33 protein-coding genes and 2 tRNA genes are annotated in these 25536 nt (G+C 69.1%); 24 read left to right on the forward strand and 11 right to left on the reverse strand.

The features are described from left to right. Nucleotides 1-2: 2 nt before the first annotated feature. From Q0588_RS14380 to Q0588_RS14390, 3 genes are all read left to right on the forward strand, one after another. Nucleotides 3-437 carry an NUDIX hydrolase gene (locus Q0588_RS14380; RefSeq protein ID WP_298747526.1) on the forward strand — a complete coding sequence of 145 codons (435 nt, stop codon included), beginning with the start codon at nt 3-5 and terminating at the stop codon, nt 435-437. A 69-nt stretch (nt 438-506) separates the two neighbouring features. Beyond that, nucleotides 507-1511, forward strand: coding sequence for an SPFH domain-containing protein (locus Q0588_RS14385; RefSeq protein WP_298747530.1), 1005 nt, complete (start codon nt 507-509; stop codon nt 1509-1511). A 3-nt stretch (nt 1512-1514) separates the two neighbouring features. Beyond that, nucleotides 1515-1973 (forward strand): NfeD family protein, encoded by a 459-nt coding sequence (locus Q0588_RS14390; protein ID WP_298747533.1) that lies wholly within the window; start codon nt 1515-1517, stop codon nt 1971-1973. On the opposite strand, the gene rnhA is transcribed toward Q0588_RS14390, so the two are convergent. Next, nucleotides 1970-2425, reverse strand: a complete 456-nt coding sequence (gene rnhA / locus Q0588_RS14395; RefSeq protein WP_298747535.1) for a ribonuclease HI — start codon at nt 2423-2425, stop codon at nt 1970-1972. The two genes, Q0588_RS14390 and rnhA, sit on opposite strands and share 4 nt — an antisense overlap. A gap of 46 nt (nt 2426-2471) precedes the next feature. On the opposite strand from rnhA, the gene Q0588_RS14400 reads away from it, so the two are divergent. From Q0588_RS14400 to tatC, 5 genes are all read left to right on the forward strand, one after another. After that, a complete protein-coding gene (locus Q0588_RS14400) occupies nt 2472-2699 on the forward strand; it encodes an AbrB/MazE/SpoVT family DNA-binding domain-containing protein (RefSeq protein ID WP_298747537.1) in 228 nt (75 codons plus the stop codon). Then, a complete protein-coding gene (locus Q0588_RS14405) occupies nt 2696-3091 on the forward strand; it encodes a type II toxin-antitoxin system death-on-curing family toxin (protein WP_298747540.1) in 396 nt (131 codons plus the stop codon). Before Q0588_RS14400 ends, Q0588_RS14405 begins: the two co-directional genes overlap by 4 nt. Nucleotides 3092-3182: 91 nt before the next feature. Beyond that, complete coding sequence (locus Q0588_RS14410; protein WP_298747541.1) at nt 3183-3401, forward strand: twin-arginine translocase TatA/TatE family subunit; 219 nt, start codon at nt 3183-3185, stop codon at nt 3399-3401. 29 nt (nt 3402-3430) lie between these two features. Continuing rightward, nucleotides 3431-3958, forward strand: a complete 528-nt coding sequence (tatB, locus tag Q0588_RS14415) for a Sec-independent protein translocase protein TatB (protein WP_298747543.1) — start codon at nt 3431-3433, stop codon at nt 3956-3958. After that, nucleotides 3955-4845, forward strand: coding sequence for a twin-arginine translocase subunit TatC (gene tatC / locus Q0588_RS14420; protein ID WP_298747546.1), 891 nt, complete (start codon nt 3955-3957; stop codon nt 4843-4845). The genes tatB and tatC overlap by 4 nt, the downstream gene beginning before the upstream one ends. On the opposite strand, the gene Q0588_RS14425 is transcribed toward tatC, so the two are convergent. After that, nucleotides 4830-5405, reverse strand: coding sequence for a PIN domain-containing protein (locus Q0588_RS14425; RefSeq protein WP_298747549.1), 576 nt, complete (start codon nt 5403-5405; stop codon nt 4830-4832). The two genes, tatC and Q0588_RS14425, sit on opposite strands and share 16 nt — an antisense overlap. 279 nt (nt 5406-5684) lie before the next feature. Here Q0588_RS14425 and Q0588_RS14430 point away from each other — a divergent pair, with 279 nt between their 5' ends. Further along, nucleotides 5685-5963 carry a hypothetical protein gene (locus Q0588_RS14430; RefSeq protein WP_298747551.1) on the forward strand — a complete coding sequence of 93 codons (279 nt, stop codon included), beginning with the start codon at nt 5685-5687 and terminating at the stop codon, nt 5961-5963. A gap of 190 nt (nt 5964-6153) precedes the next feature. Here the strand turns inward: Q0588_RS14430 and glnA are convergent, their stop codons facing one another. Continuing rightward, the gene (gene glnA, locus Q0588_RS14435; protein ID WP_298747554.1) at nt 6154-7560 is read right to left on the reverse strand and encodes a type I glutamate--ammonia ligase; all 1407 of its coding nucleotides are present in this window, start codon (nt 7558-7560) and stop codon (nt 6154-6156) included. A gap of 70 nt (nt 7561-7630) precedes the next feature. Then, nucleotides 7631-7969 carry a P-II family nitrogen regulator gene (locus Q0588_RS14440; protein ID WP_298747558.1) on the reverse strand — a complete coding sequence of 113 codons (339 nt, stop codon included), beginning with the start codon at nt 7967-7969 and terminating at the stop codon, nt 7631-7633. Nucleotides 7970-8084: 115 nt separating this feature from the next. On the opposite strand from Q0588_RS14440, the gene Q0588_RS14445 reads away from it, so the two are divergent. From Q0588_RS14445 to Q0588_RS14460, 4 genes are all read left to right on the forward strand, one after another. Further along, a complete protein-coding gene (locus Q0588_RS14445; RefSeq protein WP_298747560.1) occupies nt 8085-8915 on the forward strand; it encodes an NAD(P)H-hydrate dehydratase in 831 nt (276 codons plus the stop codon). An 80-nt stretch (nt 8916-8995) separates the two neighbouring features. After that, a complete protein-coding gene (yaaA, locus tag Q0588_RS14450; RefSeq protein WP_298747563.1) occupies nt 8996-9766 on the forward strand; it encodes a peroxide stress protein YaaA in 771 nt (256 codons plus the stop codon). A 65-nt stretch (nt 9767-9831) separates the two neighbouring features. Beyond that, nucleotides 9832-10680, forward strand: a complete 849-nt coding sequence (locus Q0588_RS14455; RefSeq protein ID WP_298747566.1) for a 3-hydroxybutyrate dehydrogenase — start codon at nt 9832-9834, stop codon at nt 10678-10680. Nucleotides 10681-10694: 14 nt separating this feature from the next. Then, the gene (locus tag Q0588_RS14460) at nt 10695-11240 is read left to right on the forward strand and encodes a hypothetical protein (RefSeq protein WP_298747569.1); all 546 of its coding nucleotides are present in this window, start codon (nt 10695-10697) and stop codon (nt 11238-11240) included. A gap of 124 nt (nt 11241-11364) precedes the next feature. On the opposite strand, the gene Q0588_RS14465 is transcribed toward Q0588_RS14460, so the two are convergent. From Q0588_RS14465 to Q0588_RS14475, 3 genes are all read right to left on the reverse strand, one after another. Further along, nucleotides 11365-11685, reverse strand: a complete 321-nt coding sequence (locus tag Q0588_RS14465) for a helix-turn-helix transcriptional regulator (protein ID WP_298747571.1) — start codon at nt 11683-11685, stop codon at nt 11365-11367. Nucleotides 11686-12009: 324 nt separating this feature from the next. Continuing rightward, entirely contained in the window at nt 12010-12972 is a 963-nt protein-coding gene (locus Q0588_RS14470) for an L-threonylcarbamoyladenylate synthase (RefSeq protein ID WP_298747573.1), read from the reverse strand. 109 nt (nt 12973-13081) lie between these two features. Beyond that, nucleotides 13082-13636: a cytochrome b gene (locus Q0588_RS14475; protein WP_298747576.1), complete on the reverse strand. Its 555-nt coding sequence runs from the start codon at nt 13634-13636 to the stop codon at nt 13082-13084. A gap of 127 nt (nt 13637-13763) precedes the next feature. Here Q0588_RS14475 and Q0588_RS14480 point away from each other — a divergent pair, with 127 nt between their 5' ends. Continuing rightward, nucleotides 13764-15548 (forward strand): acyl-CoA dehydrogenase, encoded by a 1785-nt coding sequence (locus Q0588_RS14480; RefSeq protein ID WP_298747579.1) that lies wholly within the window; start codon nt 13764-13766, stop codon nt 15546-15548. Here Q0588_RS14480 and Q0588_RS14485 read toward each other — a convergent pair whose 3' ends face one another. Further along, nucleotides 15549-16367, reverse strand: coding sequence for a serine protease (locus Q0588_RS14485; RefSeq protein WP_298747581.1), 819 nt, complete (start codon nt 16365-16367; stop codon nt 15549-15551). It lies immediately after the preceding gene. A 95-nt stretch (nt 16368-16462) separates the two neighbouring features. On the opposite strand from Q0588_RS14485, the gene Q0588_RS14490 reads away from it, so the two are divergent. Both Q0588_RS14490 and Q0588_RS14495 read left to right on the forward strand, forming a co-directional pair. Continuing rightward, nucleotides 16463-18640 (forward strand): S9 family peptidase, encoded by a 2178-nt coding sequence (locus Q0588_RS14490; protein WP_298747584.1) that lies wholly within the window; start codon nt 16463-16465, stop codon nt 18638-18640. 64 nt (nt 18641-18704) lie between these two features. Next, the gene (locus Q0588_RS14495) at nt 18705-19262 is read left to right on the forward strand and encodes a GNAT family N-acetyltransferase (RefSeq protein WP_298747587.1); all 558 of its coding nucleotides are present in this window, start codon (nt 18705-18707) and stop codon (nt 19260-19262) included. A gap of 16 nt (nt 19263-19278) precedes the next feature. Here Q0588_RS14495 and Q0588_RS14500 read toward each other — a convergent pair whose 3' ends face one another. Continuing rightward, nucleotides 19279-19734: a response regulator gene (locus tag Q0588_RS14500; protein ID WP_298747589.1), complete on the reverse strand. Its 456-nt coding sequence runs from the start codon at nt 19732-19734 to the stop codon at nt 19279-19281. A 129-nt stretch (nt 19735-19863) separates the two neighbouring features. On the opposite strand from Q0588_RS14500, the gene Q0588_RS14505 reads away from it, so the two are divergent. Next, nucleotides 19864-20466 carry an ATP-binding protein gene (locus tag Q0588_RS14505; RefSeq protein ID WP_298747592.1) on the forward strand — a complete coding sequence of 201 codons (603 nt, stop codon included), beginning with the start codon at nt 19864-19866 and terminating at the stop codon, nt 20464-20466. Between the two features lie 48 nt (nt 20467-20514). On the opposite strand, the gene Q0588_RS14510 is transcribed toward Q0588_RS14505, so the two are convergent. After that, nucleotides 20515-20588 (reverse strand) — tRNA-Gln (locus tag Q0588_RS14510). A gap of 154 nt (nt 20589-20742) precedes the next feature. Between Q0588_RS14510 and Q0588_RS14515 the strand changes: the two genes are divergently transcribed. Continuing rightward, nucleotides 20743-20819, forward strand: a tRNA-Pro gene (locus Q0588_RS14515). 36 nt (nt 20820-20855) lie between these two features. Here the strand turns inward: Q0588_RS14515 and ilvC are convergent. After that, on the reverse strand, nt 20856-21872 hold the full coding sequence (gene ilvC / locus Q0588_RS14520) for a ketol-acid reductoisomerase (RefSeq protein WP_298747595.1): 1017 nt from the start codon (nt 21870-21872) through the stop codon (nt 20856-20858). Here ilvC and Q0588_RS14525 point away from each other — a divergent pair. The 6 genes from Q0588_RS14525 to Q0588_RS14550 all read left to right on the forward strand — a co-directional run bounded on the left by Q0588_RS14525 (nt 21871) and on the right by Q0588_RS14550 (nt 25530). Next, on the forward strand, nt 21871-22419 hold the full coding sequence (locus tag Q0588_RS14525) for a DUF924 family protein (RefSeq protein ID WP_298747598.1): 549 nt from the start codon (nt 21871-21873) through the stop codon (nt 22417-22419). The two genes, ilvC and Q0588_RS14525, sit on opposite strands and share 2 nt — an antisense overlap. Before the next feature lie 126 nt (nt 22420-22545). Beyond that, entirely contained in the window at nt 22546-23490 is a 945-nt protein-coding gene (locus Q0588_RS14530; RefSeq protein WP_298747601.1) for an SH3 domain-containing protein, read from the forward strand. A 79-nt stretch (nt 23491-23569) separates the two neighbouring features. Then, nucleotides 23570-24421: a thymidylate synthase gene (locus tag Q0588_RS14535; RefSeq protein WP_298747680.1), complete on the forward strand. Its 852-nt coding sequence runs from the start codon at nt 23570-23572 to the stop codon at nt 24419-24421. Between the two features lie 4 nt (nt 24422-24425). Next, nucleotides 24426-24848 carry a hypothetical protein gene (locus Q0588_RS14540; protein ID WP_298747604.1) on the forward strand — a complete coding sequence of 141 codons (423 nt, stop codon included), beginning with the start codon at nt 24426-24428 and terminating at the stop codon, nt 24846-24848. After that, nucleotides 24827-25210 carry a hypothetical protein gene (locus tag Q0588_RS14545; RefSeq protein WP_298747607.1) on the forward strand — a complete coding sequence of 128 codons (384 nt, stop codon included), beginning with the start codon at nt 24827-24829 and terminating at the stop codon, nt 25208-25210. The genes Q0588_RS14540 and Q0588_RS14545 overlap by 22 nt, the downstream gene beginning before the upstream one ends. Continuing rightward, nucleotides 25207-25530 (forward strand): phosphoribosyl-ATP pyrophosphohydrolase, encoded by a 324-nt coding sequence (locus Q0588_RS14550; protein ID WP_298747610.1) that lies wholly within the window; start codon nt 25207-25209, stop codon nt 25528-25530. Before Q0588_RS14545 ends, Q0588_RS14550 begins: the two co-directional genes overlap by 4 nt. Nucleotides 25531-25536: the final 6 nt, after the last annotated feature.

Genomic DNA, 25536 nt, shown 5'->3' on the forward strand with positions numbered 1-25536 from the left:
AAGTGAGTTGGACCAACCCCGTTCCCGCCGTCGGCGTCGTCTGTCTGCGCGGCGATACGGTGCTGCTGATCCGGCGCGGGACGCCGCCGCGTCAGGGCGAATGGAGCCTGCCCGGAGGGCGGATCGAGCCGGGCGAGCGGGCGATGGACGCGGCCCTGCGGGAGCTGCGCGAGGAGACCGGGGTGGAGGCCGAGATCACCGGCCTGGTCGACGTCGTCGACGGCCTGTTTCCCGAGGCCGGGCGCCACCATGTGCTGATCGACTACGCCGCCCGCTGGCTGTCGGGCGAGCCCGTGGCCGGCGGCGACGCCCTCGAGGCCCGCTTCGTGGCCCTCGACGAGGTCGAGGCGCTGGTCGGCTGGGACGAGACCCGTCGGGTGATCCGGCTCGCCGCGGGGCGGGGCGGCAGGGCTGGAAACATTACAGCGAGTTCATGAACCGCGGTCCGGTTTCGCTGGCGGGCGGGGCCCCGGGTGCTAACCTTTGGGGGAATAAGGGAGGTTCCCATGAGTTATTTCGCCATCGCGCTGGTCATCCTGGCGTTCATCCTGCTGTTCAGCGTGGTGAAGATCGTGCCCCAGGGCCGCGAGTTCACCGTCGAGCGGTTCGGCAAATACACGCGGACCCTGTCGCCCGGCATCAGCCTGCTGACGCCCTTCGTGGAGCGCGTGGGCCGGCGCATGAACATGATGGAGCAGGTCCTCGACGTGCCCCAGCAGGAGGTCATCACCAAGGACAACGCCATGGTCAAGGTCGACGCCATCGTCTTCATCCAGGTGATGGATGCGGCGCGCGCCGCCTACCGGGTGGAGAACCTGCCCTACGCCATCACCCAGCTGTGCATGACCAATCTGCGCACTGTGGTCGGCTCGATGGACCTCGACGAGGTGCTGTTCCAGCGCGACAACATCAATTCGCGCCTGCTGACCGTGATCGACGCGGCGACCGAGCCCTGGGGCGTCAAGGTCAACCGGATCGAGATCAAGGACCTGACCCCGCCGGCCGACATCACCAACGCCATGGCCCGGCAGATGAAGGCCGAGCGCGAACGCCGCGCCGTGATCACCGAGGCCGAGGGCGAGAAACAGGCCGCCATCGCCCGCGCCGAGGGGGCCAAGCAGTCGGCCATCCTGCAGGCCGAGGGCCGAAAGGAAGCCGCCTTCCGCGACGCCGAGGCGCGCGAGCGCGAAGCCCAGGCCGAGGCCAAGGCGACCGCCATGGTGTCCGAGGCCATCGCCCGCGGCGACGTCAACGCCATCAACTATTTCGTGGCCCAGAAATATGTCGAGGCCTTCGCCGAACTGGCCCGCAACCCGACCGCCAAGACGGTCATCGTCCCGGCCGAGATGTCCGGCCTGGTCGGCACCATCGCCGGGCTGGGCGAACTGGTCGGCCTGGCCCGGGAGCAGCAGCAGGGCCGCAGCGACGGGCGGAGCGCCGCCGCCGCGCCGCGGACCTCCCCGCCCGCCCCGCCCCGGCCGCCGCGCGGCGGCTCCGTTCCGAGGACCTGACCCATGGACGCGATCATCGACCTGCACGCGGCCCAGCCGTACTGGATCTGGCTGGCGCTCGGCGTGATCCTGCTGGCGATCGAGGCGGCCTTCTCGACCGAGTGGCTGCTGTGGCCGGCGGTGTCGGCGGGGGTGGTGGCCGTGATCACCGCCCTGGGCCTGCCGCTGGGGCCGCTGGGCGAGATCCTGCTGTTCTCGGTGCTGACCGTGGCCGCGACCCTGCTGTCGCGCCGGCTGGTCCAGCGGGTCAATCCGTCGGCCAGCCCCGACATCAACGCCCGCGACAGCCGCCTGATCGGCCAGAGGGCGCAGGTGGTGCAGGGCTTCGTCGACGGCCGCGGCCGGGTGTTCGTCTCCGGGGCCGAATGGATCGCCGAGATCGAGGGGGCCGCGCCCCTGGCCGGCGAGAGCGTCATCGTCGAGGGTATGGACGGGTCGAAGCTGAAGGTGCGGGCGGTCTAGCGGGGCAGTTCCTCGATCCCGCGGTTGGCCAGGCCGTCGGCGCGTTCGTTCAGTTCGTGGCCGGCGTGGCCCTTGACCCAGTGCCACTTCACCTCGTGACGGGCGCGGGCGGCGTCGAGCCGTCTCCACAGGTCCTCGTTCCTGACCGGCTTCCGGTCGGCCGTCTTCCAGCCGCGCGCCTTCCAGCCGTGGATCCATTCGGTGATGCCGGTCATGACGTATTTGCTGTCGGTGTGCAGGTCGACGCGGCACGGCCGGGTCAGGGCCTCCAGCGCCATGATCGCGGCCGTCAGCTCCATGCGGTTGTTGGTGGTCAGGGCCTCGCCGCCCCACAGCTCCTTCTCGCGGCCGCCGCCGGTCTGGAGGATCGCCCCCCAGCCGCCGGGACCGGGATTGCCCTTGCAGGCGCCGTCGGTGTGGATGATCACATGGGACAAGAGCGGTACTCGCATTTCGTTATAACTTGTGTTATATAGTGATCCCAAAGCGAGGCCAGTCATGATTGCGCTCAAGGTCACCCAAGTCGGAAACTCGGTCGGCGTCATTCTCCCCAAGGAAGCGTTGAACGACCTCGGCGTCAGCAAGGGCGACACGCTATATCTGACCCGCGCCCCAGATGGATCGATGCGGGTTTCGGCCTACGACGACAAGGTTCAGCAGCAGATCGCGCTCGGCGAGCGGCTGATGGATGAGCACCGCGACGTCTTTCGCGCCCTGGCGAAATGACGACGCGCGAACCGATCTGGGTCGAGAAGCAGGCCATCATCGCGTTGCATGACCGCTCGCTCGCCCTGCACGGGGGGCCCAGCGGCATCCGCGACGAAGGCCTGCTTGAGTCGGCGCTGCAAAGGCCGGTGAATCGATTCTTCTATGAGGACGAAACCAGCATCGCGGTTCTGGCGGCGACCTATGCGGTCGGCGTCGCGTCCAATCATCCATTCGTCGATGGAAACAAGCGCGCAGCCTATCAGGCCCTGATCCTGTTCCTGTCCTTGAACGGAACTCCGCTTCAGGCCAGACCTGTCGATGCGATCAACACCATGCTGGGCGTCGCCGCCGGCCGGATCGACATCGACACGCTCGCCGCCTGGGTTCGCGCCAACAGCGCGGCGACCTGACGCGGCATTCGCTTGGCGTCGCGCCACTGAACGGCCTATATGCGGCGGAATGGATTGAGCGGGTCGGTCGATCCGATTGAGGAGATTGCGCGTGGGCTCATTCAGCATCTGGCACTGGGCCATCGTCATCATCGTGGTGCTGCTGCTGTTCGGCGGCCGCGGCAAGCTGTCCGGCCTGATGGGCGATGCGGCCAAGGGCGTGAAGGCGTTCCGCGACGGGCTGAAGGACACCGACGGCGACAAGCCGAAGGACGAGCGCGCCGGCGCCCTGCCCCGCACCGACGCCGAAAAAGAAGACCTGAAGTCGTAGGCCCCGTTTCACGTCGGAGACCCTGACGGATGGGTGGACTAGGCCCCGGCATCGGCGGGCTTGAAATCCTTGTCATCGGACTGGTGGCCCTGCTGGTCGTCGGGCCGAAGGACCTGCCTGTGCTGATGCGCAAGGTCGGCAGGGCCATGGCCAAGGCCCGGGCCATGGCCAACGAGTTCCGCTCGAGCTTCGACGAGATGGCGCGGCAGTCGGAGCTCGACGAGCTGCGCAAGGAGGTCGAGGCGCTGCGCACCGGCCAGATGGTTCCCCTCGGGGCCGAGGCCGACGCCGCCTTCCGCGACATCCGCGACGATCTGAACAAACCGCTCTACGACCCCGCCCCGCAACCGGCGCTGACGGGGCCGGAGGAGTGGCCGGAGAGCACGCCGGTTACGGAGCCCCCCGAACCTTCGGTGGAACCCAGGCCCAGGGCGAAGCCACGCGTGCGGTCGGCGGCGCCTGAAAAGGCGAAGACGCCGCCGCCCGCCAAGGCGGCCTCCGTAAAATCCGCCGCCGGCAAATCCCGACCGATCCGGGCGAAAAAGGCGGACCTGTGAGCCGGCTCGAACACGACGAGGCGGAGATCGAGGCGTCCCGCGCGCCCCTGATGGACCATCTGATCGAGCTGCGCGGCCGGCTGGTGGTCTGCGTGGTCGCCTTCGTGATCGGCTTCATCGGCTGTTTCGCCTTCGCGGAGCCGCTGTACATCTTCCTGGTCAAGCCGTTCGCCGCGGCGGCGGCCTTCCACCAGTCGGTCGGACCGGGGGGTCATGTGTCGCCGCTGGACCTGATCCTGGGCACGGCGGGGCTGAAGCCCCTGCCCGGCGTCGACGGCCAGACGGTCAATCTGATCTATACGGCGCCGCTGGAAATCCTGTTCACCAAGATGAAGCTGGCGGGGTTCGGGGCGGTCGTCGTGGCCTTCCCGGTCCTGGCCTGGCAGCTGTACCGGTTCGTGGCGCCGGGCCTGTACCGCAATGAAAAGGGCGCCTTCCTGCCCTTTCTGATCGCCGCGCCGCTGCTGTTCCTGCTGGGCGCGGCCCTGGTCTATTTCGTCATGCTGCCGTTCGTGATGTGGTTTTCGCTCAGCCAGCAGATCACCGGCGGCGGCGTCTCGGCCGAGCTGCTGCCCAAGGTCTCGGACTATCTGAACCTGGTCACCGCCCTGCTCCTCGCCTTCGGCCTGTGTTTCCAGCTGCCGGTGGTGATGACCCTGCTGGGCCTGGCGGGGATCATCTCGTCGAAGGTGATGGCCGAGGGGCGGCGCTACGCCATCGTCGGGGTGGTCGTGGTCGCCGCCGTGGTCACCCCGCCCGACCCGATCAGCCAGCTGATGCTGGCCGTGCCTCTGGTGCTGCTCTACGAGGTGTCGATCTGGTGCGTGCGGCTGATCGAGCTGCGCCGACGCAAGGCCGATGCGGCCGAGGCTCAGGCCAGCGCCTGAACGGGATCGATCACCTCGATCCGGGGGAACAGGGGCCGCAGATGGGCGAGGTTCCAGGTCACCACGATCTGAAGGCCGGCGTGGACGGCGGCTTGTCCGATCAAATAATCGTAGATCCGGGCGCCCATCCCGCCATTGTCACCGTAGCGCAGGACCGCGTCCAAAGTCTGGGCCGGCGTCATACCGACAAGTTCCGCCGAGCCGGCGACGCTTCGCAGAGACGCCACGGCGCGGGCTGGTGGCCATTTGTAGGGAGAAGCAGCGTTAAGACGGGTCAGAGTCGTGAACGTCTCGGCATAGCTGTGCGCCGCGACCGCCAGCAGCTTCAAGGGCGCCTGGCCCAATAGCACGACCGATGGCTCATGGTGTGGGTGGTCGGCGTCGAGCGCAGCGATGATGACATTGCTGTCGATCAGCGCCCTACGAGATATCATCGGCGCGCTCACTCCGGGCAGCGTCGATAGCAGCCAGACTTTCTTCCAGGGTGATCGTCCGGCCGGTGGCTTTTTTAACCAGAATCCGGCCCTTCCAAACCATCCCTTCCGGCGCGATGCGTTCACCGGGAGGCTCGTAAGCCCGCAAGGCATCCTCCACGACCCGTGTCGTCGATAGGCCTGTCTGCCGCGCCAACGCCGCGGCCCGCTCACGTGCGAAGCGCGAGCGTACGTTGAGCTGCGTCTGATCCGGGCGTGCCATGTGATCATGGATAGCATGATGACACCTGAAACGCTAGCACTCCTGGCAAGGATGCTAGCAGCCATCCGTCCTGACAATATTGGCGACCGGAACCACGGCCGAGCGGGGCCGTTTGCACGGGGTCCCATTCAGGAGTCCCGTCCATGACCCGCTTCGCCCGTCTGACCGCCGCCGCCTCGATCAGCGCCCTCGCCCTGGCCGCCGCGGCCTGCACACCCGCCGACAACAATGCCGACGCCGACCGCGAAACCGACACCACGACCATCATCGAGCGCGAGGTCCCGGCCGACCCGGTCGTGGTCGAGCGCGAAGTGCCGGTCCCGACCCCGCCCGTGGTCGTCGAGCGGGACCGCCGCGACGGCGACAGCACCACCATCCGCGCCAACGAGAACGGCCTCGAGGTCGAGACGACCAACCGTTAGGTGCAATCTACATTCGACGATAGTTTGACCCCTTGTCATCCCGGATCGCCGCCTTGCGGTGTCCGGGGATGACAAGGCGCGCACGCCCGCATCCGGCATAGTCGCCGCATGAACGGCCAAGCCCAGGCCCAAAAAGGGCGCCGGACGGTTTCGCGTCCGGCGCCCTTCGATCGTCAGCCCCGGCTGTCGATCAGCAGCTGTAGTACATGTCGAATTCGACCGGGTGCGGGTGCAGTTGCAGCCGCATCACCTCTTCCATCTTCAGCTCGATGTAGCTGTCGATGAAGTCGTCATCCATGACGCCGCCCTTCTTGAGGAAGGCGCGGTCCTTGTCGAGGTTGTCGAGCGCTTCCTTCAGCGAGCCGCAGACCTCGGGGATGTTGCCGCGCTCTTCCGGCGGCAGGTCGTAGAGGTTCTTGTCGGCGGCGGCGCCCGGATCGATGCGGTTCTCGATGCCGTCGAGGCCGGCCATCAGCAGGGCCACGAAGGTCAGATAGGGATTGCCCATCGGATCGGGGAAGCGGGCTTCGATGCGCTTGGCCTTGGGCGAATTGACCCAGGGGATGCGGATCGAGGCCGAGCGGTTGCGCGACGAATAGGCCAGTTTCACCGGCGCCTCATAGCCGGGAACGAGGCGCTTGTACGAATTGGTGGTCGAGTTGGCGAAGGCGTTGACGGCCTTGGCGTGTTTGATGATGCCGCCGATGTACCACAGGCACAGGTCCGACAGGCCGGCGTATTTGTCGCCCGCGAACAGCGGCTTGCCGTCGCGCCAGATCGACTGGTGCACGTGCATGCCCGAGCCGTTGTCGCCGAAGGTCGGCTTGGCCATGAAGGTGGCCGACTTGCCATAGGCGGCGGCGACGTTGTGGATGACGTATTTGTAGAGCTGCAGCCGGTCGGCCATGGTCAGCAGGTCGCTGAATTTCAGGCCGAGTTCGTGCTGGGCGGGCGCGACCTCGTGGTGGTGCTTCTCGGGCTGCATGCCGAGGTCGCGCATGACGCCGAGCATCTCGCCGCGCAGGTCCTGGGCGCTGTCGACCGGATTGACCGGGAAATAGCCGCCCTTGGGTCCCGGGCGGTGGCCCATGTTGCCTTCGGAATATTCGGCGCCCGTGTTGGCCGGCAGCTCGATCGAATCATAGCTGTAGCCGGTGTCGTGCGGCTGGGTGCTCCAGCGCACGTCGTCGAAGATGAAGAATTCCGCTTCCGGGCCGAAGAAGACGGTGTCGCCGACGCCGGAGGACTGGACATAGGCCAGGGCCTTCTTGGCCATCGAGCGGCTGTCGCGGTTGTAGGGCTCGCCGGTGTCCGGGTTCAGCACGTCGCAGAACAGGAACAGGGTCGTCTGCTGGTAGAAGGGATCGATCCAGTAGCCGTTCAGGTCCGGCTTGAGCAGCATGTCGGACTCGTTGATCGCCTTCCAGCCGGCGATGGAGGAGCCGTCGAACATCGTCCCCTCTTCGAGGAACTCCTCATCGACCAGGTCGATGTCGAAGGTGACGTGCTGCATTCGCCCCCTGGTGTCGGTGAAGCGCAGATCGACGTACTGGACGTCCTTTTCCTTGATCTCCGAAAGGATTTTCTTGGCGGTCATTCTCGGGGTCCGTTTCTTGGGGAGGATGGTGAGACGGCCGCCCCGGAGAGGCGGCCGTCGGTCTTGGCGATCAGACGGCCTGGGCCCCCGTTTCGCCGGTGCGGATGCGGATGACGTCGAGGACGTCGGAGACGAATATCTTGCCGTCGCCGATCTTGCCGGTCCGGGCCGCGGCCTGGATGGCCTCGACGACCGAGGAGACCATGTCGTCGGCGACCACCACCTCGATCTTGATCTTGGGCAGGAAGTCGATGACGTATTCGGCGCCCCGATAGAGTTCAGAATGGCCTTTCTGGCGGCCATATCCCTTGGCCTCCAGCACGGTCATGCCTTGCACCCCCGCGTCCTGGAGCGCTTCCTTCACTTCATCCAGCTTGAACGGCTTGATGACGGCTTCGATCTTTTTCATCAGCGATCCCAGGCGGGCTGCAACGCCGCGCGCTCGGGCGGTAAAGGGACATTGCATTGCACAATAAGGCAAGTCTTTTTCGGCGCCGGTCGCCATCCGTGAACGGAGAACCCGCGTGACGCTCCGGTCCGCCCTGCCCGACTGGCGCGGCAGCCTGCCCTGGCCGGAGGCCGGAACCCACAAGCATGCCCGGGGGCGGCTGGGCGTGGTCTCCGGCAAGGCGACCCAGACGGGCGCGGCGCGGCTGGCGGCGCGGGCCGGGCTGCGCATCGGGGCCGGCCTGGTGCGCATCCTGTGTCCGCCGGACGCCGCCCCGGTCATCGCGCCGGCGATCGAGGCGATCATGCTGACGCCGTTCGGCTCGCCCGAGGCCCTGGCCGAGGCGGCCGGCGGCATGGACGCCATGGTCATCGGGCCGGCCGCCGGGGTCAATGAGACCACCCAGGCCCATGTGCGCGCCCTGGCCTTCACCGGCGCGGCCCTGGTGGTGGACGCCGACGGGCTGACGGTGTTCGAGGACTGGCCGGAGGACCTGTTCGAGGTGCTCGACCGCGACGACGTGTTGACCCCGCACGAGGGTGAGTTCAAACGTCTGTTCCCCGGACTGCTCGACGGCGGACGGGAAGCGGCGGCGGCGGCGGCGGCGAGACAGGCGGGCGCGGTGGTGGTGCTGAAGGGGCCGGAGACGGTGATCGCGGGGCCCGACGGCCGGCTGGCCGTCAACGGCAACGGCACGCCGTGGCTGGCGACGGCGGGGAGCGGCGACGTGCTGGCCGGAATGATCGCCGGCCTGATCGCCCAGAGGATGGACAGTTTCGACGCGGCGCGGGCGGCCGCCTGGATGCACGCCGAGGCGGCCCGGGCGGTCGGGCCGGGCCTGATCGCCGAGGATCTGCCCGACCGGCTGCCGGCGGTGCTGGCGGCCCTGTACGGACAGGGGGGCTGACCGCCCCGCGACGGCGCGCCCGGTTCAATTCGTCATCGAACCAGCCTATTGCGGGCGTCCTCGTCGCCGGAGCGCCCGCCTTGCTGATCGTCCTGTCCCCGGCCAAGCGGCTGGATTTCACCGAAGCCGATCCGGCCCTGCCCGCCTCGGAACGGCGCTTCCGCGAGGATACGGCGTCGCTGGCCCGGACCGCGCGCGGCCGCAGCGTCGCCGAGCTTCGCCGGCTGATGAGCCTGTCCGACGATCTGGCGCGGCTGAACCGGGCCCGGTTCCAGGCCTTTGCGGCCGATTCGACGGACGGCGTGCAGGCCGCCTTCGCCTTCGCCGGCGACGTCTATGAGGGCCTGGGCGCGCGCGAACTGGACGCCGGGTCGCTCGAATGGGCCCAGGACCGCCTCCGCATCCTGTCGGGACTCTACGGCCTGCTGCGGCCGCTGGACCGGATCCAGCCGTACCGTCTGGAGATGGGGACGCGGCTGAAGACGCGGCGGGGATCGAGCCTGTACGACTTCTGGGGCGACCGCATCTCCAGATGCCTCAACGCCGACGCGGAGGGCCACGCCGATCCGACGCTGGTCAACCTGGCCAGCCAGGAATATTTCGGGGCCGTCGACGCCCGGGCGCTGAAACTGCCGGTGGTGACCCCGCATTTCCGCGAATCGCGCGACGGCGAGAGCCGGATCATCTCCTTCTTCGCCAAGCGGGCGCGGGGCGGCATGGCCCGGTTCGCCATCGACGAGCGGATCGAGCGGGCCGAGGACCTGAAGGCCTTCGACCGCGACGGCTACCGCTTCGACAAGGCCGCCTCGACCGCGACGGACTGGATATTCATCAGGTCAGGAAATTCCTGAGGCCCTGTCGCCTTCGCAGACGCGAAGGGCTAGGCTGACCGCGAGACACAGACGGACGAGACCCCATGTTCCAATGGCCCAAACGCGCGGACGGCCCGGAAGCCGGACACGCGCCCTTCCGCGACATCGGCGACCTCAAGGGTCAGGTGGCGGTGATCTCGGGCTCGACCTCGGGCATCGGCCTGGCCTTCGCCCGCGCCATCGCCTCGCGCGGCGGCGAGGTGGTGCTGAACGGCCTCGGCGATCCCTCGGAGATCGAGCGCACCCGGGCCGAGATGGAGGCCGGCTGCGGCGTGCGGGTGCGCTATCACGGGGCCGACATGCGGCGCGGCGACGAGGTCGCCGACATGGTCGCCTACGGCCGGCACCAGCTGGGCCGGGTCGACATCCTGATCAACAACGCCGGGGTCCAGCACGTCGAGGCGGTCGAGAAATTCCCGTCCGACAAATGGGAGCAGATCATCGCCGTCAACCTGTCCTCGACCTTCTATGCGACGCGGGCGGCGATCCCGATCATGAAGGCCCAGGGACGCGGCCGCATCATCAACGTCGCCTCGGCCCACGGCCTCGTGGCCAGCCCGTTCAAGTCGGCCTATGTCGCGGCCAAGCACGGCGTCCTCGGCTTCACCAAGACGGTGGCGCTGGAAGTCGCCCAGGACAACATCACCTGCAACGCCATCTGCCCCGGCTATGTCGAGACCCCGCTGGTGCAGCAGCAGATCGCCGACCAGGCGCGGGCGCGGGGGATGTCGAAGGAGGCGGTGCTGAAGGAGGTCATCCTCGGCTCGCAACCGACCAAGCGGTTCGTCACCACCGACGAACTGACCGGGATGATGCTGTATCTGGTCAGCGATCTCGGCGCCTCGGCCAATGGGGCCAGCTTCTCGATCGACGGCGGGTGGACGGCGCAGTAGGGGAAGGGACCCGAATGAAGCAGCGCAGGAGGAAGCTGCTTTTGCCGGCTGCCGCGCTCCTGCTCGTCAGTCTGGCATTGACCTTCTGCGGGCCGCTGGACACCGCCGCGCGTCTATACAACTTTTCCGCCCTGACCAATGAAAAGGTGGTCAGGGAAGCTCGCGACTATGTCGATCAGCGGGCCGACGGACAGCAGGCCGCGTGCCTCTATGTTGTGAGGTGTGACGGAGACAAGGCGCGTTTGGCGCTCGTTCCCGCCTTGACTGCCTCGGCCCTGAAAGAAGCGAAGGGCGACATCTGGCAAAGGCGAACCAGCGGGTTTTGTCCCGGTCGAACAACCAATATAGGCCTGCAGTTGATCCCCGAGATCGGCGGTGAGCCACAGATCGAATCCATCGCATTGGCCCGTTGGTCGTTCTTCAATGACCGCTTCATTCCTCGCTCCGGGCGGTTTCAAAGCGGCTCGTTTAGCGACGAACCCTGGGAGCCCTGCACACTGGAACGGGCGCTGATCCGCAGCCCTGGAGCCGCTACCCCACAAACCCCGCCACGCGCCTGAGCGGGTCGTTGATCGCCTCGCCCGGCCCGCGCACCGGGGTTGGCGACACCGCAGGTGCCCGGTGACACCCGATCCGCCCCCCCTCAGCAGCAGGAACAGGTGGCGACTTCGCGGAGGCCAAACCTCACGTCAGCGCGTGGACCGAGGTGTGGCCCACGGCTTCGCGGCTGGGGCGGATGACGATTTCCACGTCATGTTCGAGGGCGTTGAGGAAGCTCATCAGCTTCTCGACGGAGAAGTGGTCCAGCCGATAGTTGACGAGCGCCGACACCCTGGACTGGGGAACGCCCAGCACCCCGGCCGCCTGGGTCTGTTTCAGCCGGCGTTCCTTGAGCAGGGCGTTGACCGCCATCGCCAGCCGCGTCTTGGTTTGCCGGTCGGCGGCGTCCGGAAGGCCCAGATCGGCGAAGACGTTGCCGCCGCCTTCGGTGATGTCATTCGCCATGTTTACCTGCCTTGCCCTTGGCGGGCTTCTCCGGACCCGAGGGCATGCAGCGGTGGCTATACCCATTTTGGTATGGTCAACAAGGAGCACGGGCGCCTTGTCATCCCCGACGGAGCGAAGCGGAGATCGGGGACGCTTGAACGCGTGATCCGATCCTCCCGGAAGCGGCGTCAGCCGATGTCCGGGAGACAGGCTGAAGATAACGGCGCGGCCGCCGCCCTGCTCCCGGACAATCGCTTCGCGACTTCCGGGAGGCTGAACAGTGGCGCATGCCGTCCCGGATCGCCGCTTGCGCGGCGTCCGGGATGACAAGGCGTCCGCCTCTTAACCCACGAACCCCGCCGCCCGCCTGAGCCGGTCGTTGATCGCCTCGCCGAGGCCGTGCGCCGGTATGGGCGACACGGCGATGCCCGCCGGGCGTTCGCGGTCGGCCTCGCGCAGGCGGCGGAACAGGTTGGCGGCGGCCTCGCGCAGGTCGCCGGAGGGACTGAGGCTCCAGCGCGGCTGGCCGGCGCCGGGGCCGAAGCCGAGCAGGATTTCGCCCTCCCTCGCCGAGTCGGCGTTGATCCGCACCGGGGCGTCGGGGGCATAGTGCAAGGCCGTTCGGCCGGGGGAGCGATGCCCTTCCCCGTTCCGCTCCAGCGGGCCGACCACGGCCTCGATCTCCGCGCGGGTCACCGAGCCGGGGCGCAGCAGGGCGACGCGGCCGCCCAGCACCGAGACCACGGTGCTCTCGACCCCGACGGCGCAGGGGCCGCCGTCCACGGCGTCGGCGGCGGCGAAGCCGGTCTCTTCCAGGGCGTCCTCGAAGGTGGTCGGGCTGGGCCGGCCCGAGCGGTTGGCCGAGGGCGCCACGACCGGACGCCCGAAGGCGGCGATGATGGCGCGGGCGCGGACGTGACCCGGCGCCCGCACGGCGACGCTGTCGAGGCCGGCGCGGGCGAGGTCGCAGACCCGGTCGCGGTCGCGCACCGGCGCCACGATGGTCAGCGGGCCGGGCCAGAAGGCCTCGGCCAGGGCGCGGGCGCGGGCGTCGAAGACGGCGATCGCCTCGGCCTCGACGGCGTCGGCGACGTGGGCGATCAGGGGATTGAAGCGCGGCCGGCCCTTGGCCTCGAAGAGGCTGGCGACGGCGGCGGCGTTGCCGGCGTCGGCGGCGAGGCCGTAGACCGTCTCGGTCGGCAGGATGACGAGGCCGCCCGCCCTCAGGGCCTCGACGGCCTGGGCGTCAGACGCGCCTGAAGCGCCGCCCGCGCCGTCGCCTGCCGTCCGACCAGCCTGTTCCAAGGCCCCGATGTCCCTATGCCGATGTCCGCGCGATTCAGGACGAACCCGCCCGTCAGATGCGCCCGGTCGCCCGCCGCGCGCAAGCCCGCCGGAAGGACCGCCGGCCGCTTCACGGGCGGCGCGGTATCCAGGGGATCATCCGGTGCAGCACATTGTCCCGGTCGAGGAACTGATGCTTGAGCGCGCCGATAATGTGCAGGGCGACCAGGGCGATGAGCAGCTTGCCCGCCAGCTCGTGGGCCTCGATGACGGCGCCCGCCAGTTCGCGGTCCCGCGGCAGGGGCAGCAGCGGCCAGTCGAACAGGCCGAACCATGCGATCGGTCGTCCCGCCGCCGAGGACGCCGCCCAGCCGCCCAGGGGCAGGGCGATCAGCAGTATGTAGAACAGGACGTGATTGGTGCGCGCCAGCAGCCTTTGCCAGCGCGGCATCTCCGACGGCAAGGCTATGGCCGGGTTGGCCAGGCGCCAGCCCAGCCGCCCCAGGGTCAGCACCAGTATGCTCAATCCCACCGACTTGTGGAGTTGCAGATACTCCCGCGCCGAAGGCTGGCCCTCGGTCGCCTCATAGACGGTGATCAGGATCAGCTGGGTCACCACCAGCGCGGCGATCAGCCAGTGCAGGACCAGCGATACGGTCGAATAGCGGTTGCGCGGCTCGGCCACGATGATTCTCCCTCGGCGATGCGTCGATCCGCCAGCTTGGCCCAGGCGACCGGCTTCGCCAAGCCGGACCTTGCCTGACCCGGCGGCAAGACGGCATGAACGGGCGCCCACTCTGGAAAGCGAGCCGATGACCTACCGCGCCCCCGTCCGCGACCTGATCTTCACCCTGACCGAGGTGGCCGGGCTCGACGCCGTCGCGGCGACCGGCGCCTTTCCGGACTATGACCGCGAGGTCCTGGCCGCCGTGCTCGAGGCGGCGGGACAGTTCTCCGAGGGCGTGCTGGCCCCGCTGAACCGGGTCGGCGACCGCCACGGCGCGACCTGCGCCGACGGGGCGGTGACCACCGCGCCGGGATTCGCGGACGCCTACCGCCAGTTCGCCGAGGGCGGCTGGACGGGGCTGTCGGCCCCGGCCGAGGCCGGGGGCCAGCAGCTGCCCAAGGCGCTGGAGCTGGCGGCCTATGAGACGGTGCACGCGGCCAACATGGCCTTCGGCCTGTGCCCGATGCTGTCGCTGGCGGCGATCGAGGCGCTGGAGGCGGTCGGGACGGAGGCGCAGAAGGCGACCTGGCTGACCCGGCTGGTGTCCGGCGAATGGACCGGGGCGATGGTGCTGACCGAGCCGCAGGCCGGTTCCGACCTGGGGGCGCTGGCGGCGACGGCGACTCCCAACGGCGACGGGACCTATGCTCTGACCGGCCAGAAGATCTTCATCACCTGGGGCGACCACGACGCCGCCGACAACATCATCCATTTGGTGCTGGCCCGCCTGCCCGACGCCCCGCCGGGGCCGAAGGGGATCAGCCTGTTCCTGACGTCGAAATATCTGGTCCGGCCGGACGGGACGCTGGGCGAGCGCAACGCCTTCCGGCCGGTCGGGATCGAGCACAAGCTGGGCATCCACGCCTCGCCGACCTGCGTCATGGCCTATGAGGGGGCGACGGCCGAGCTGGTCGGCCAACCGAACCAGGGCCTGACCCATATGTTCGTGATGATGAACGCGGCCCGGCTGGCGGTCGGGGTCGAGGGCGTCGGCATCGCCGAGCGGGCCTTTCAGCAGGCGCTGGCCTATGCGCGGGAGCGGCGACAGGGGCGCTCGGCCTGGACCGGCGAGGCCAGGGCCCCGATCATCGACCACCCGGACGTGCGCCGGACGCTGGCGGTGATGAAGGCGAAGATCGCCGCCGCCCGGGGCATCTGCCTGTCGACCGGCGTGGCCGCCGACCTGGCCAGGCACGCCGCGACCGAGGAGGATCGCCGCCGCTGGAAAGGCCGCGAGGATCTGCTCACCCCGATCGCCAAGGCCTGGTCGACCGACGTCGGCTGCGAGGTCGCCTCCCTGGGCATTCAGGTGCACGGCGGCATGGGCTTCATCGAGGAGACCGGCGCGGCCCAGCACTACCGCGACGCCCGCATCGCGCCGATCTACGAGGGCACCAACGGCATCCAGGCCATGGATCTGGTCGGCCGCAAGCTGGGACAGGACGGCGGCCAGTCGGCCCGCGAGCTGATCGCCGACATGAAGGCGACGCTGGCGCTGCTGCCGCGGCTGTACTCCGGCAAGCCGGCCGAGCGCTTCGCCAAGGGGGTGGAGGCCGTCGAGGACGCCACCCTGTGGCTGCTGGACGCCAAGGCCGACGCCGCCCGGGCGGCGGACGTGCTGGCCGGCGCCGACGCCTATCTGAAGCTGATGGGCGACGTGGTCGGCGGCTGGATGCTGGCCAGGGGGGCGCTGGCGGCGCGGGCCATTCTCGACGCCGGCGAGGGCGACCCCGAATGGCTGGAGGGCCGCATCACCCTGTACGAGGTCTACGCCGCCAATGTGCTGGGCCACGCCTCGAGCCGGCTGGCCGCGGTCGGCCAGGGCGGCGAGCTGCTGGAGCGGATGAGCGCCGGGGCGCTGGCGGGCTGATCAGGGGCCGGCCGCGGCGTCCAGCAGGCCGATGGCCTCGCGCACCCAGGCGGCGTGGGCGACGATGCCGAGGCCGAGGGGCTCGTCGCCGGGGCGGACCTCGGACACCACCATGCCGGCGATGAACGGGTGATCCGGCTGGACCGAGCCGGGCAGCTTGCGCGCCGCCGGGGTCCAGAACACCGGCCCGCCCGAATTGCCGGGGAAGACCGGGAAGTCGAGCAGGAAGACCGGAAAGGACCCGATCGGCGTCAGCGGCCAGGACGCCACCCGGCCGGTCCGCAGGATGGGGAAGCCGGCGGTGTTCGACGAATAGCCGTGCGGATAGCCGAGGGTCAGCAGCTCGTCGCCGGGCCCGACCTGCCAGGCGTCCAGGGCATCGGCGCCGGCCAGCCAGCCGAGCGGGATGGCGGCGCGGGCGAAGGCCGGCGGGGCCGACACCTCCATCACCGCGATGTCGTGTTCGGGGTGGCGGGTCCAGACCGGTTCGCCGTCCTCCCGCCGGATGCGCAGCGGCTCGGGCGCGAATTTCCAGCCGCCGCCGGGCATCTCGACCCGCCAGCCGATCCGGGCGTCGGGGCCGCCCATGCCGTTGAGCACATGGTGGGCGCTGACGAGGACGGTGCGCGGCGATCCGTCCGGCCGCGGGGCCTCGACGAGGAAGCCCGTGCCGACCCGCCGGGTCGGCCGCCCGGCGTTGCGCTGGTCGATCTGCACCGTGGCGGCGATCAACCCGACGGTGAGGTCCCAGGCCGGGGCGGCGAGGGCCGCCGCCGGCGGCGCCTGCGGAAAATCCGGGGGAGTCTGCAGATCGAACATGAGCGCGATGTCGCCGTGGCCGTTTGTTCATTTGACGGCGGCGGGGTCGCTCGCACAAGGTCCGCGTCCTGTTCGCCGTCCGGGGGCCTGATACGATGAATCGCCGCGACCTGCTCGCCACCGCCTCGGCCGCCCTCGCGGCCGCCGCCCTGCCCGCCCACGCCCGCATTTCCGGAGCCCCGATGCCCCAGACCGCCCCCGTCCCGCCCGTCGCCAGGAAGATTCCGGTGCGGATCGAACAGCTGGGCCGGGTCCGGGTCGACGACTATCAGTGGATGAAGGACGACAATTGGCAGGCGGTGCTGCGCGACCCGACCCTGATCAAGGCGGACGTCAAGGAGCACCTCGAGGCCGAGAACGCCTATCGCGAGGCGATGATGGCCTCGACCCTGCCGCTGCAGGCGGCGATGTTCGAGGAGATGAAGGGACGGATCAAGGAGGACGACAGCTCGGTTCCGGCGCCGGACGGGCCGTGGGAGTATTTCACCGAGTACAAGACCGGGGACCAGCACCCCCGGTTCATGCGCAGGCCGCGGGCGGGCGGAGAGTCCCGGCTGCTGCTCGACGCCAACGCCCTGGCCGCCGGCAAGGCCTATTCCGAGGTCAGCGCCGCCGACCACAGCCCCGACCACGCCCTGTTCGCCTACGCCGAGGACGCCCAGGGGTCGGAGGTGCACCAGATCTTCGTCAGGGACCTGGCCGCCGGCGAGGTGCTGCCCGACCCGATCCAGTCGGCCACCGGCAATTTCACCTTCTCGCCGGACAGCCAGTGGATCTTCTGGACCAACCGCGACGACAACGGCCGGCCGGACAAGATCTTCCGCCGTCCCGCGCGGGGCGGGGCAACCACCCTGGTCTATGAGGAGGCCGACGACGGCATGTTCATCAGCGTCGGCCGCACCGCCGACGATGCCTTCGTGGTCATCTCCATCGCCAACCAGGAGACCTCGGAGGCGCGGTTCATCCCGGCCTCCGACCCGACCGCGACCCCGGCCGTGCTGGAGCCGCGCGAGGTGGCCCGGCTGTACGACGCCGACCACTGGGGCGACCGCTGGGTGATCCGCACCAACGCCGACGACGCCATCGACTTCAAGATCGTCGAGGCCCCGACCGCGACGCCGGGCAAGGCGCGCTGGACCGACCTGGTCCCGCACACGCCCGGCCGCTACATCGAGGGCGTGTCGCTGGTGAAGGACTACATCGGCCGTCAGGAACGCGCCGACGCCAATACCCGGATCGTCATCCGCGATCGGGCCGGGGCCGAGCACGAGATCGCCGTCGACGAACCCGCCTACGCCCTGTCGCTGGGCGGGGCGTCGGAGTTCGACACCACGGTGATGCGCTACGGCTACAACTCGCCGTCGACGCCGACCTCGACCTATGACTACGACCTGAAGACCCGCCAGCGGACCCTGCGCAAGGTGCAGGAGGTGCCGTCGGGCCACGACCCGGCCGACTATGTGGTCGAGCGGCTGAACGCCCCGGCGGCGGACGGCGAACTGGTGCCGGTGACGGTGCTGCGCCGCAAGACCACGCCGGTCGACGGCTCGGCCCCGCTGCTGCTGTACGGCTACGGCAGCTACGGCATTCCGATGGCGGCGAGCTTCTCGACCAACCGGCTGTCGCTGGTCGACCGCGGCTGGATCTACGCCATCGCCCACATCCGCGGCGGCTCGGACAAGGGCTGGAGCTGGTTCCTGGGCGCCCGCCGCTTCACCAAGAAGAACACCTTCACCGACTTCATCGCGGCGGCGGAGCACCTGATCTCGAGCGGCCACGGCAAGGCCGGCCATATCGTCGCCCAGGGCGGCTCGGCCGGCGGCCTGCTGATGGGGGCGGTCAACAACATGCGGCCGGACCTGTGGGCGGGGATCATCGGCCAGGTGCCGTTCGTCGACGTGATCAACACCATGAGCGACACCAGCCTGCCGCTGACGCCGCCGGAGTGGCCGGAGTGGGGCAATCCGATCGAGGATCCCGAGGCCTACGACTATATGTTCAGCTACAGCCCCTACGATCAGGTCTCGGCCCAGGCCTATCCGGCGGTGTTGGCGACCGGCGGCCTGTCGGACCCGCGGGTGACCTATTGGGAGCCGGAGAAGTGGGTGGCCAGGCTGCGGCCGGCGACCACCTCGGGCAAGCCGGTGCTGCTGAAGATCAACATGGAGGCCGGCCACGGCGGGGCGTCGGGCCGGTTCGACTATCTGAAGGAGGTCGCCCACGACTACGCCTTCGCGGTCTGGGCCATCGACAGGGGCTGGGAGCGGGCCTGACCGTGCCCGGCCGCCTCGCGATTCCAGCGACCCTCACCGACCGCAGCCCGCCGGGAGCCTGCCGATGATCCTCTGCATTCGCGACGCGGTCGCCGCCGACATGGCGCGGGTCGCCGCCCTGTATGGCCGCGAGGTCGTCCACGGCACGGCCACGTTCGAACTCCGCCCCCCGGACGCCGGGGAGATGGCGAGCCGGTTCGCGGCGGTGCGGCGGCACGACCTGCCCTGGCTGATCGCCGAGGTGGACGGGGCCTTCGGCGGCTACGCCTACGCCTCGCCGTTCCGGCCCCGCCCGGCCTATCGCTACGGCGTCGAGGCCTCGATCTATGTGGAGGAGGAGGCCCGGGGGCGGGGCGTCGGCCGCGCCCTGCTGGAGGCCTTGATCGCGCGGGTTCGCGCCCGGGGCCTGCGCCATGTCATCGGCGCGATCAGCGACAGCGGAACCAGCGCCGCCTCGATCGCCCTGCACCGGGCGCTGGGGTTCCGCGAGGCGGGGGTCTACCGCCAGGTCGGCTGGAAATTCGACCGGTGGCTGGATGTGACGCTGATGCAGCTCGACCTCGATCCGGCCGGCGCGCCGCCGCGGGGGCCGGGGCTGGACCTGGCCGGCGGTCCGGCCTGAGGCGACGGGCCCACCCTCAGTGGGGCGCGATGTCTGCCGGCGGCGTCGTCAGCCACGGCGCCAGCCGGAAGCGGCGCGGCGGCTCGCCGACGGTGCGGTGGTGGATGAACCGGCGGGCGAAGCCGACCACGGCGTGGATGGTCTGCTCGTCGAAAGGCTTGGACACCGCCCCGAGAGCGCCGGCGAATCCCTCGGGAATCTGCTCGGGGTTGGCGGTCAGGAAGACCACGGCCGTCCCGTAGTCGCCGACCAGCCGCTGGGCGATGCGCGGCCCGGTCAGGCCGTCGAGGAGGTTGACGTCGATCAGGGCGAGGTCGGGCCGTTGACGGTCGGCGATCTCCAGGGCGCTGACCTGGTCCATGGCGCAGCCGACGACGTCGCAGCCCGCCTCGCCCAGCACCAGTTCGAGCTCCATGGCCAGCAGGGCCTGGTCTTCGACGATCATGACCCGCAGGTCGAGCGGCCTGGACACCTCTACTCCCCCCCATGCCTCAAGGCGTTTACCATCACTGTGTCCGGTAGCGGACGGACAAACGCCTTGTTGGCCAATTGGTTCTGTCTGGCGTAAGATTCTTGGGCTTTTCAGTGGCTGGGGGGACCGATGGCTACGGCGGCCGGACAGGGCATCGTCGAAATTCAGCGCCGGCTGCTGGGAGGCTACCAGCTGCTGCAGACGCTCGTCGGCATCCGTCTGCGCAGCGTCGCCGATCCGGAGAGCGTGCGGCATCTGACCTGGCTGAGCGACGTCGCCGCCGCCATGGAGCTGATCAGCCGGCGGATGACCGCCGAGGCGCCGCTCGACTTCCAGGGCTACCTCCAGGACGTGGCCGCGTTCTGGGCCCGCGCCTGCCAGGGGCGGCCGGTGCGGCTGGACGTCCGGGGACAGTCGGCGCTGCTGCCCGACAGCCATCTGCTGCCGCTGGCCATCATCACCCATGAGCTGATCGGCAACGCCTGCCGTCACGCCTTTCCCGACGACCGGCGCGGCTCGATCGCGGTGGCCTTCTCGCGCGCGGTCGGCGGAATCAGCCTGGTGGTGCGCGATTCGGGCGTCGGGGCGGACAGTCTCCAGCCCGGCGAGGGCCTGGCCCTGGTCAGGGGGCTGGTCGACCATCTGGGCGGATCGATGACCATCGAGACCGCGCCGGGCGCCGGGGTCGGCGTGCGCATCCGCCTGCCGCTGGAGCCGCCGCCGACGCACTGAACCGCCACGGCGAGCGCCGAACGGCGGGGAACCGGAGGGCGGCGGCGGTGGCTGGGGAACTAGGACTCGAACCTAGAATGACGGTACCAAAAACCGGAGTGTTACCATTACACCATTCCCCAGCAGGTCCGGCGTTTCCGGGCCGACGCGCCGGAAGGCGTGCGAGATACGACAAGGCCGCGGGCGATGCAAGAACCGCCTTGGAGACTATTTTCCGGCGGGGCGTTTCCCCGCTTGCGGCCCTGAAACCCCGTCGCTATAAGCCGCGCCTCAAGTCGGAGTGTGGCTCAGTCTGGTAGAGCACTGCGTTCGGGACGCAGGGGTCGCAGGTTCGAATCCTGCCACTCCGACCATTTGATCCGGCGCCTCCCGGGCGCCGCGCTCTTCCCTCAATCCTTCGCCTTCGCCGCCACGGCGGCCAGATGGGCGCCGACCGCCTCGATGGGGCGTTCGCCGAGCGCCTTGCGGCGGGCCCGCAGGTCGGGGGAGCCGGCGTCATGGTCGGCCATCAGCTGTTTGACGAAGGCCCCGGAGCGGACCTCGGCCAGCACCTCGTCCATGGCCGCCTCCGAAGCCGCGCCGATGATGCGCGGGCCGGTCAGATAGGCCCCGTATTCGGCCGTGTTGGAGATGCGGCCGAAGGCGCCGGCGATGCCCATCGAGAACATCAGGTCGGTGACCAGCTTGACCTCATAGAAGCATTCGAACCAGGCCACCTCGGGCGGATAGCCGGCCTCGACCAGCTTGGTGAAGGCGGCGTCGATCAGTTCGCCCACGCCGCCGCACAGCACCACCTGCTCGCCGAACAGGTCGCTCTCGCATTCGGCGGCGAAGCTGGTCTCGAGGATGCCCTTGCGGCCGCAGCCCAGCGCGGCGGCGTAGGACAGGCCCAGCGCATGGGCCCCGCCGCTGGCGTCCTGGTGCACGCCGAACAGGGCGAACACCCCCTGCCCTTCCACATAGAGGTCGCGGATGCGCGGGCCTATGCCCTTGGGCGAGGCGAGGATGACGTCGAGATCCGGGCGCGGCTCGACCAGGCCGAAACGGACCGACAGGCCGTGGGCGAAGATCAGGGCCGCGCCCGGCTTCATCGCCGGGGCCAGCTCGTCGCGCCACAGGTCGCGGTGGGCCTCGTCCGAGACCATGACGGCGACCACGTCGGCGGAGGCGGCGGCCTCGCCGGCGGTCAGGACGGGGAAGCCGTCGGCCTCGGCCTTCGCCCGGGTGGCGGAGCCGGCCTTCAGGCCGACGACGATGTCGGCGACGCCCGAGTCGCGCAGGTTCAGGGCATGGGTGCGGCCCTGGCTGCCGTAGCCGATCACGGCGACGCGCCGGCCGCGGATGATCGACAGATCGCAGTCGCGGTCATGGAAGACGGGGAGCGGGGCGGCTAGATGTTCGGTCATGAGCACACAGATAGCCCCATCCGATGTCGTCGGCTTCTGGAAAGAGGCGGGATCCGGGGCGTGGTTCGCCAGGGACCAGGCCTTCGACGCCCGGTTCCGCAAGCGGTTCGAGGCCGCGCACATGGCGGCGGCGCGGCGCGAGCTGGACGACTGGGCGGAGACGCCGGAGGGGACGCTGGCGCTGCTGATCCTGCTGGACCAGTTCCCGAGGAACTGCTTCCGCGGCACGGCGCACGCCTTCGCCACCGATCCGCTGGCGCGGATGTTCGCGGTGCGGGCGCTGGACGCGGGTTTCGACCGGGCGGTGGAGAACGACCTGCGGCGGTTCTTCTACCTGCCGCTGCAGCATTCGGAAAACATGGACGATCAGGAGCGGCAACTGGCCTTGTTCCCGCGCATGGAGCGGGCCGCCGACGATCGCTGGGCCGAGCACCATTACGGCGTCATCGCCCGCTTCGGCCGCTTCCTCCACCGCAACGCCGCGCTGGGACGGGAGACCACGGCGGAAGAGGCGGAATTTCTCCGCGCCGGCGGGTTCGGCGGCTGAGGTCGCGCCGGCCGGAGCGAGGTCCGGCGCGGCGGCGCCGGCGGACCGACATTTTCCGACTTCAGATTGTGACGCGGGCGCGGTACCAAGGCGTCGAACAGCAACGCCTTGATCGGGGAAGTCATCATGGTCCGTGCTCTCACCGCCCTCGCCGTCGCGGGCCTCGCGAGCCTGACGGCCGCCCTGCCGGCCGACGCCCAGAGCGGCCGCGGCCGCACGCGCGTCCAACAGGCCCAGGACGCCCAGGTCGCGGCGATCCCGCGCTGCGTCCGCAGCCTGGGCAGCCTGTCGATCGTGGACGGTCAGCCGGACTTCTTCCGCCAGCGACAACTTTCGCCGCCCCAGACCCTGCTGCGCGTGGTGGTGCAGCGCTCGGGCTGTTTCACCCTGGTGGATCGGGGCGCCGGCATGGACGCGGCCATGCGCGAGCGGGCCCTGTCGGGCGACGGCATGCTGCAGCAGGGCTCCAACGTCGGCGGCGGCCAGGTGCGCGCCGCCGACTATGTCCTGGTCGCCGAGGTCGCCAGCGCGGACGCCAATACCGGCGGCGGCGGGGTCGCGGCGGTCGCCGGCGGTCTGATCGGCGGCACCTTCGGCGGCCTGGTCGGCGGCGTCCGCACCCAGCGGATGGAGGCCAATACGGTTCTCAGCCTGACCAATGTCCGCACCTCCGAAGGCATGGCGGTGGCCGAGGGCTATGCCTCGCGCAACAATCTCAGCTGGGGCGGCGGCGGCGGCTTCGGCTTCGGCGGCGCCGTGGGCGGCGGCTATGAAAGCACCGAGATCGGCCGCATCGTCGCCCAGTCCTTCATCCAGGCCTATACCGACATGGTCACCCAGCTGGGTCTGCTGGAAGGAACCAGCGCATCCGCCGCGGCGCCGGTCCAGAGCTATCTGGTGCAGCAGGCGACCACGATGCGAACCTCTCCCGGGGGATCGGTCGTGCGCGCCTTGCCAGAGGGTCTTCGGGTCTATCCCACCGGCGCCCGCGACGGCCTGTGGTGGGAAGTGCTGGACGACAACGACAACCGCGGCTGGGTCCAGAACGACCGGCTGGCGCCGGGGCGGTAGGGCCGACGGTCCACAGAAAAAAGCGTCGATCAGCCGATTCGTCGTCATGCGAATCGGGCAGAATGCCGCGATGACCGCCATGGCCCGGATATCCGATCTTCAGGCGGGCGCGGTCCCGGTCGCGCCGGCCGACCATCCCGAGTTCCAGTATCTGAACCTGCTGCGCGACATCCTCGACAACGGGGCGCGGCGCGACGACCGGACCGGGACCGGGACGCTGGGAGTGTTCGGGCGGCAGATGCGCTTCGACCTGGCGAAGGGTTTTCCGGTCCTGACCACCAAGAAGCTGCACCTGCGCTCGATCATCGTCGAACTGCTGTGGTTCCTGCGCGGCGAGACCAACATCGGCTGGCTGAAGGAGAACGGGGTCAGCATCTGGGACGAATGGGCGGACGCGCAGGGCGAGCTGGGGCCGGTCTATGGCAAGCAGTGGCGGTCGTGGGCGGCGCCGGACGGGCGGATGATCGACCAGATCGAGAAGCTGATCGAGGGGCTGAGGACCAATCCGAACGGGCGCCGGCATATCGTCAGCGCGTGGAACCCGGCCGATGTCGACGACATGGCCCTGCCGCCCTGCCACTGCCTGTTCCAGTTCTTCGTGGCCGACGGCAGGCTGAGCTGCCAGCTGTACCAGCGCAGCGCCGACGTCTTCCTGGGCGTGCCGTTCAACATCGCCTCCTATGCGCTGCTGACCATGATGATGGCGCAGGTGGTCGGGCTGAAGCCCGGCGAGTTCGTGCACACCTTCGGCGACGCCCACCTGTATCTGAACCACGTCGAACAGGCCGAGACCCAGCTGGCCCGCGAACCACGGCCGCTGCCGACCATGACCATCACGCCGAGGGACGACCTGTTCGCCTACCGGCTGGAGGACTTCACGCTGGAAGGCTACGAGCCGTGGCCGCACATCAAGGCGCCGGTGGCGGTGTAGCTCGATGGCAGACCCCAGCGCCGACCACTTGAAAGCTCTTGCCGAACTTCGGTGGATGGACGCAGAAGTACTACTGAAAGCTGGTAGGCATAGCGGAGCCTACTATCTAGCCGGCTACACCATCGAGTGCGGCCTGAAGGCGGTCATTGCGTTGTCGTTTCGCGCGACGGTCATCCCCTCCAAGAAATTTGTGAATGACATCCACACGCACAATCTCGAAGCCTTGATCGCACTGGCCGGCCTCAAACAGCAGCTCGACGCCGCAGCCAACGATCATCCCGAGCTTGAGGCCAACTGGGCGTTCACAGCCGGATGGAAGGAAAGCTCCCGATATGAGACTATCGACCCGTTCACTGCAAACCGGATGATGACGGCTGTCGGTGATCCAAAGTCTGGAGTCCTGCAATGGTTGAAAACGCACTGGTAGCCGAGGATATCGACGCCGCTGGACGGCTTGTGACCTTTCTTGACGAACATGGCTTGGCGGTTCGCGGAGCTCTGTGGCTATACGATAGCGATGCAGAGCGGTGGCGGTTCGTGATCGCATTTCGCGAGGCGCGTAAGGACGTTACGAGCTTCTATCTCGATGTCGCGAAGGCCACCTCGAAAGCAGCGCCCCATGACCTTCTCGACCTGTCCCGCGTGGACATCGTTGACCCGGACCGTTCCATCTTCACAGCCCTGAAGGGTGTGATCGGCGTCGAGGGAAACAGTCGGGTACGGTTCAGCAAGAACCGCATCAATGGCGTCTATCTCGAAGACGCCATGATCTACAGGCTTCCGGCTTGAGCCTGACACTCCTCGATCTATCTACCTCCGTCCTGCGCATCTCCGACATCTATGCGGCCGAGCACGGCATCGAGCGCTCCGGCGACTGGGCCCTGCTGAAGGTGCAGGAGGAGCTGGGCGAGCTGACCGCCGAGCACCTGCGGATGAGCGGGCGGGCGCGGGGAACGGCCGACGCCGGCAGGCTGGGCGACGAGGCGGCGGACGTGCTGGGCATGCTGCTGATCTATTGCGACCGGGCCGGGATCGATCTTGAACAGGCCATGCAGCGGAAATGGCTGCATTGGCTGGAGCAGAAGCCCCCTCGCCAGCTTGACCTTTGACGGGAG

The sequence above is a fragment of the uncultured Brevundimonas sp. genome, from assembly GCF_937870815.1.
Classification (GTDB): Bacteria; Pseudomonadota; Alphaproteobacteria; order Caulobacterales; family Caulobacteraceae; genus Brevundimonas.

What these genes read in the sequence shown, in the direction of transcription:
- Q0588_RS14440 (WP_298747558.1), bottom strand. Translation starts at nt 7,969, where the DNA reads ATGAAAAAGATCGAAGCCGTCATCAAGCCGTTCAAGCTGGATGAAGTG.
- Q0588_RS14460 (WP_298747569.1), top strand. Translation starts at nt 10,695, where the DNA reads ATGAAGCAGCGCAGGAGGAAGCTGCTTTTGCCGGCTGCCGCGCTCCTG.
- Q0588_RS14455 (WP_298747566.1), top strand. Translation starts at nt 9,832, where the DNA reads ATGTTCCAATGGCCCAAACGCGCGGACGGCCCGGAAGCCGGACACGCG.
- Q0588_RS14465 (WP_298747571.1), bottom strand. Translation starts at nt 11,685, where the DNA reads ATGGCGAATGACATCACCGAAGGCGGCGGCAACGTCTTCGCCGATCTG.
- rnhA (WP_298747535.1), bottom strand. Translation starts at nt 2,425, where the DNA reads ATGCGAGTACCGCTCTTGTCCCATGTGATCATCCACACCGACGGCGCC.
- Q0588_RS14535 (WP_298747680.1), top strand. Translation starts at nt 23,570, where the DNA reads ATGGCCCGGATATCCGATCTTCAGGCGGGCGCGGTCCCGGTCGCGCCG.
- Q0588_RS14545 (WP_298747607.1), top strand. Translation starts at nt 24,827, where the DNA reads ATGGTTGAAAACGCACTGGTAGCCGAGGATATCGACGCCGCTGGACGG.
- Q0588_RS14530 (WP_298747601.1), top strand. Translation starts at nt 22,546, where the DNA reads ATGGTCCGTGCTCTCACCGCCCTCGCCGTCGCGGGCCTCGCGAGCCTG.
- glnA (WP_298747554.1), bottom strand. Translation starts at nt 7,560, where the DNA reads ATGACCGCCAAGAAAATCCTTTCGGAGATCAAGGAAAAGGACGTCCAG.
- Q0588_RS14480 (WP_298747579.1), top strand. Translation starts at nt 13,764, where the DNA reads ATGACCTACCGCGCCCCCGTCCGCGACCTGATCTTCACCCTGACCGAG.
- Q0588_RS14385 (WP_298747530.1), top strand. Translation starts at nt 507, where the DNA reads ATGAGTTATTTCGCCATCGCGCTGGTCATCCTGGCGTTCATCCTGCTG.
- Q0588_RS14490 (WP_298747584.1), top strand. Translation starts at nt 16,463, where the DNA reads ATGAATCGCCGCGACCTGCTCGCCACCGCCTCGGCCGCCCTCGCGGCC.
- tatB (WP_298747543.1), top strand. Translation starts at nt 3,431, where the DNA reads ATGGGTGGACTAGGCCCCGGCATCGGCGGGCTTGAAATCCTTGTCATC.
- Q0588_RS14485 (WP_298747581.1), bottom strand. Translation starts at nt 16,367, where the DNA reads ATGTTCGATCTGCAGACTCCCCCGGATTTTCCGCAGGCGCCGCCGGCG.
- Q0588_RS14495 (WP_298747587.1), top strand. Translation starts at nt 18,705, where the DNA reads ATGATCCTCTGCATTCGCGACGCGGTCGCCGCCGACATGGCGCGGGTC.
- Q0588_RS14505 (WP_298747592.1), top strand. Translation starts at nt 19,864, where the DNA reads ATGGCTACGGCGGCCGGACAGGGCATCGTCGAAATTCAGCGCCGGCTG.
- Q0588_RS14430 (WP_298747551.1), top strand. Translation starts at nt 5,685, where the DNA reads ATGACCCGCTTCGCCCGTCTGACCGCCGCCGCCTCGATCAGCGCCCTC.
- Q0588_RS14540 (WP_298747604.1), top strand. Translation starts at nt 24,426, where the DNA reads ATGGCAGACCCCAGCGCCGACCACTTGAAAGCTCTTGCCGAACTTCGG.
- Q0588_RS14390 (WP_298747533.1), top strand. Translation starts at nt 1,515, where the DNA reads ATGGACGCGATCATCGACCTGCACGCGGCCCAGCCGTACTGGATCTGG.
- Q0588_RS14400 (WP_298747537.1), top strand. Translation starts at nt 2,472, where the DNA reads ATGATTGCGCTCAAGGTCACCCAAGTCGGAAACTCGGTCGGCGTCATT.
- ilvC (WP_298747595.1), bottom strand. Translation starts at nt 21,872, where the DNA reads ATGACCGAACATCTAGCCGCCCCGCTCCCCGTCTTCCATGACCGCGAC.
- Q0588_RS14405 (WP_298747540.1), top strand. Translation starts at nt 2,696, where the DNA reads ATGACGACGCGCGAACCGATCTGGGTCGAGAAGCAGGCCATCATCGCG.
- Q0588_RS14525 (WP_298747598.1), top strand. Translation starts at nt 21,871, where the DNA reads ATGAGCACACAGATAGCCCCATCCGATGTCGTCGGCTTCTGGAAAGAG.